At 54.0% G+C, this 3,888-nt stretch carries 2 protein-coding genes; both read left to right on the forward strand.

From position 1 onward, the window contains the following. On the forward strand, positions 1-2,986 hold a 2,986-nt coding region (locus Q8Q07_05815; protein MDP3879803.1), incomplete at its 5' end, for an IscS subfamily cysteine desulfurase. A 37-nt stretch (positions 2,987-3,023) separates the two neighbouring features. Then, on the forward strand, positions 3,024-3,888 hold an 865-nt coding region (gene egtD / locus Q8Q07_05820), incomplete at its 3' end, for an L-histidine N(alpha)-methyltransferase (GenBank protein MDP3879804.1).

A 3,888-nucleotide genomic window follows, 5' to 3' on the forward strand; every position in this document is an offset into this window, starting at 1 on the left:
CGGTTCTCCCAACACCACCGGCGTGGGGGCGCTGTGCTATGTTTCTCTTCACATGATTGCTCCCCATGTAACTATGGGGCGTATCCAGACAAACATGTTCACCGATATTGAGAATGCCGAAACAGTCTTTGTCTGGGGAACAAACCCAGCCACTGACTCTCCACCGGCTGACATGCAGCGCCTCGAGTTCGCTGCCCGCCGTGGCGCCGAAATAATAGTTATCGACCCCCGGCGCACTGAAGCCGCTGTTCGCACCAATGCCCGCTGGGTTCCCATCAGACCGGGTACTGACGGCGCTCTGGCACTGAGTATGATTGAGGTTTTGATAGAAGACGACCTCTATGACGAGGACTTTGCTGAAAACTGGTGCCACGGCTTTGCAGAACTCAGAACATATACCCAGCATTTCTCGCCGGAGGTAGCCGAGACCATTACAGGCGTGCCGGCAGATACAATACGGGAACTGGCTCACCGTATCGCCAGCGCCGGAGGAGCTTCTCTGATGATGTATACGGGTCTGGAATACTCCAATACCGGTGTGCAATCAGCCAGAGCGGTGCTTACCCTGTTTGCCCTGGCAGGACAACTCGATGTGCCAGGAGGTATCGGGCTTGATATGCTGAACACCCATTTTCAGATAAACCGCTCCTGTAACCTGGAAAACCCGGACCTGGACCTGGCTATCGGCCGGAAAGAATTCCCCATCTACACCGGTTATCGTGAAGAGTCCCACGCTATCGCCCTGGTAGATTCGGTTCTTAAGGGTAAGCCCTATCCGGTACGCAGCCTGCTTATCCACGGTAGCTCCATGCTCACCTCCTGGCCTCAGACCCAGGTCTGGCGAGAGGTGCTTTCCCGGCTTGACTTCATGGTTTGCATCGACCGCCAGATGACGGCGGATGCTGCTTATGCCGATATCGTACTCCCGGCGACGACGATGTTCGAGAATTATTCTTACATGGTTTATGGGCCTGTCTTTCGATTACGGGAGAAGATAATCGAGCCGGTGGGCGAAGCCCGCAACGATTACCTGATAATGGCTGAGTTAGCCAGTCACCTCGGCTATGGGCACCTGTTTCCCCAAACCGAGGAGGAGATGATTCGACTGGCCCTCGATGGCTCCGGCTATACGCTTGCGGAAGTGAAGGCAGCCGGGGGCTGGGTAAGAATCCCGACGCCGATGATGGAGTATAAGAAATGGCAGAAGGGCGGCTTGCGCCCGGACGGCAAGCCCGGCTTTGACACTCCTACCGGCAAGTTTGAGATATGGTCGACAACCTTCGAGGAGTACGGTTATGAGCCGTTACCAAAGTATATCGAACCTACGGAGAGCCCGATGGGTAATCCTAAACTGGCCGAAAAATTACCCCTGGTCTTCAACTCGGGCGCCCGACCCCAGACCGACTTCAGGTCACAGCACCATGGCATCGAAGGGCTGGTGAAGGACAACCCGGAGCCGACCGTGGACATTAACATCCAGGATGCGGAAGAACGAGGAATCGCCAGCGGTGACCTGGTAAGAGTTAGCTCGCCCAGAGGCAGCGTGCTTTTCAGAGCCCGGGTCACTTCTGATATCAGGCAGGGGGCTGTGGAATGTATGTTTGGTGGAGGCACCCCCGTTGGGCCCAAAGCCTGGCAGGAGCGCAATGTCAACGAACTGACCGACCTTCATAATTTCGATAAAATTTCCGGCTTCCCGGTATATAAAGCTCTGCTCTGTAACCTGGAAAAGGTCGAGGCCGGCACCGAGGAGACATATCGCTTGGTTGAACAACCGCCGGATTTTGAGTTCGAAACGACAACTGTGCTGAGCGGAGACACAAGGACGGAACGCCTGATATACCTCGATAATAATGCTACCACCGAGGTAGATGAGGCGGTGCGGGAGGTAATGCTGCCCTATCTGGGCGCGGCCCACGGTAATCCCTCCAGTATTTATGAGTTAGGACGGGATGCCCGCGCAGCCATTGAAACGGCCCGCCGCCAGGTAGCGAAACTGATTAATTCATCTCCCCGCAGAATCGTCTTCACCGGCGGTGGTTCGGAAGCCGACAACCTGGCATTGAAAGGAGTTGCCTTTACCAGACGCGAAAAAGACAGTCATATAATTACTACCGCCATAGAGCACCCGGCTATTCTGAGCACCTGCCGCTTCCTGGAAAATATGGGTTTTGAAGTAACCTGCCTTGATGTCGATGAAAACGGCTGGCTGGCTCCTTCAAAACTTAGGGAAGCCATCAGGGATGACACTATTTTAGTTTCTGTTATGATGGCTAATAACGAGGTAGGCACCATTCTACCTATCAGGGAACTGGCTGTTATCGCCCATGAGAGAGGGGCGCTGTTTCACACCGACGCCGTCCAGGCGGTTGGTAAGATAAAGGTAGATGTGGAGGAACTGGGAGTGGATTTGCTCAGTCTATCGGCTCATAAGTTTCACGGGCCGAAGGGCATCGGCGCCCTGTATATAAAGAAGGGGATTGAGCTTGAACCGCTGGTACACGGGGGGAAGCAGGAAAACGGGCTGCGTGCCGGCACGGAAAATGTCCCGGCTATGGTTGGACTGGGAAAAGCGGCTGAACTGGCTGCCTACACCCTGCGTGATTCAGAACGGGTGCGTGAACTGAGGGACAGGCTGGAGCGAGGAATCAAAAGCCTCATCCCGGAGGCTAGCCTGAACGGTCACCGGGACGAGAGGCTTTGGAATACCCTGAATATGACCTTACCGGGTCTGCGGGGAGAATCGGTGGTCATTGCCATGGACCAGCATGGTATTTCACTGTCATCAGGGTCGGCATGTAAATCAGGCTCGCCCGAACCGACCCATGTGCTGTTGGCTATGGGCAGGACGGAAGAGGAAGCCCATTGCTCGGTGCGGTTTTCGCTATCGCGCAATACCACAGAAGAAGATATCAGCCAAACCATCTCGGCGCTGGCTCAGGTACTGGAAGAGAAAAATATGGTTCGGCTTATGCCCTGCAAATAACCCGGGACAAAGATAAAAGCAGAGGGGAGAGTTTGATATGAAGCCTCAGAAGAGTATTGAGACGATAGTAAATGATGCTTCGCCAGGCTTAGAACGCTTCCGTGCCGAGGTGCGGCACGGTCTGCAGAAACCGCAAAAGGAGCTGCCTTCTAAATATTTCTACGATGAGAAGGGCGCTCGCCTGTTTGAGCGTATCTGCACTCTCGATGAATATTATATCCCCCGCACTGAGGCAGCGATAATGGCAGACTGTATCGACGAGTTAGCGGAGCTTATCGGTCCCTGCGCTTTCCTCTTGGAATACGGCAGCGGCAGCTGTGATAAAGTGAGATTTCTCCTGGACAATCTGCCTAACCCGACGGCATATACGCCCATAGATATTTCAGGGCAACAGTTATTACAGGTATCCCGGGAGCTAAGCTCGGATTATCCCCATCTGGAAGTGCTGCCTGTCTGCGCTGACTACACCGGTAATTTTGAGTTACCTGTTCCCGCAGAATACTGCCACCGCACCATGGTCTATTTCCCCGGCTCGACAATCGGCAACTTCGACCCTGAGCCGGCCGTCCACTTCCTGGAACATGTTGCCGGGGTGTGCGGGGAAGGCGGAGGTCTGCTCATTGGTGTGGATTTGAAGAAAGACCCGGCCGTTCTGCACCGGGCTTATAACGACGGTCAGGGCGTCACCGCTGCCTTTAACCTTAATTTACTGGAACGGATAAACCGTGAGCTAGGTGCTGATTTTAAGCTTGATTCCTTTGAACACTATGCCTTTTATAATCCCGGAGAAAGCCGGGTTGAGATGCACCTGGTGAGCCTGAGAGAGCAAGAGGTTCATGTAGGTGAAACTACCATACCCTTTCAAACAGGTGAGAGCATCTGGACGGAAAGCTCGTATAAAT

Source organism: Dehalococcoidales bacterium (assembly GCA_030698765.1).
Lineage (GTDB): Bacteria > Chloroflexota > Dehalococcoidia > Dehalococcoidales > UBA2162 > JAUYMF01.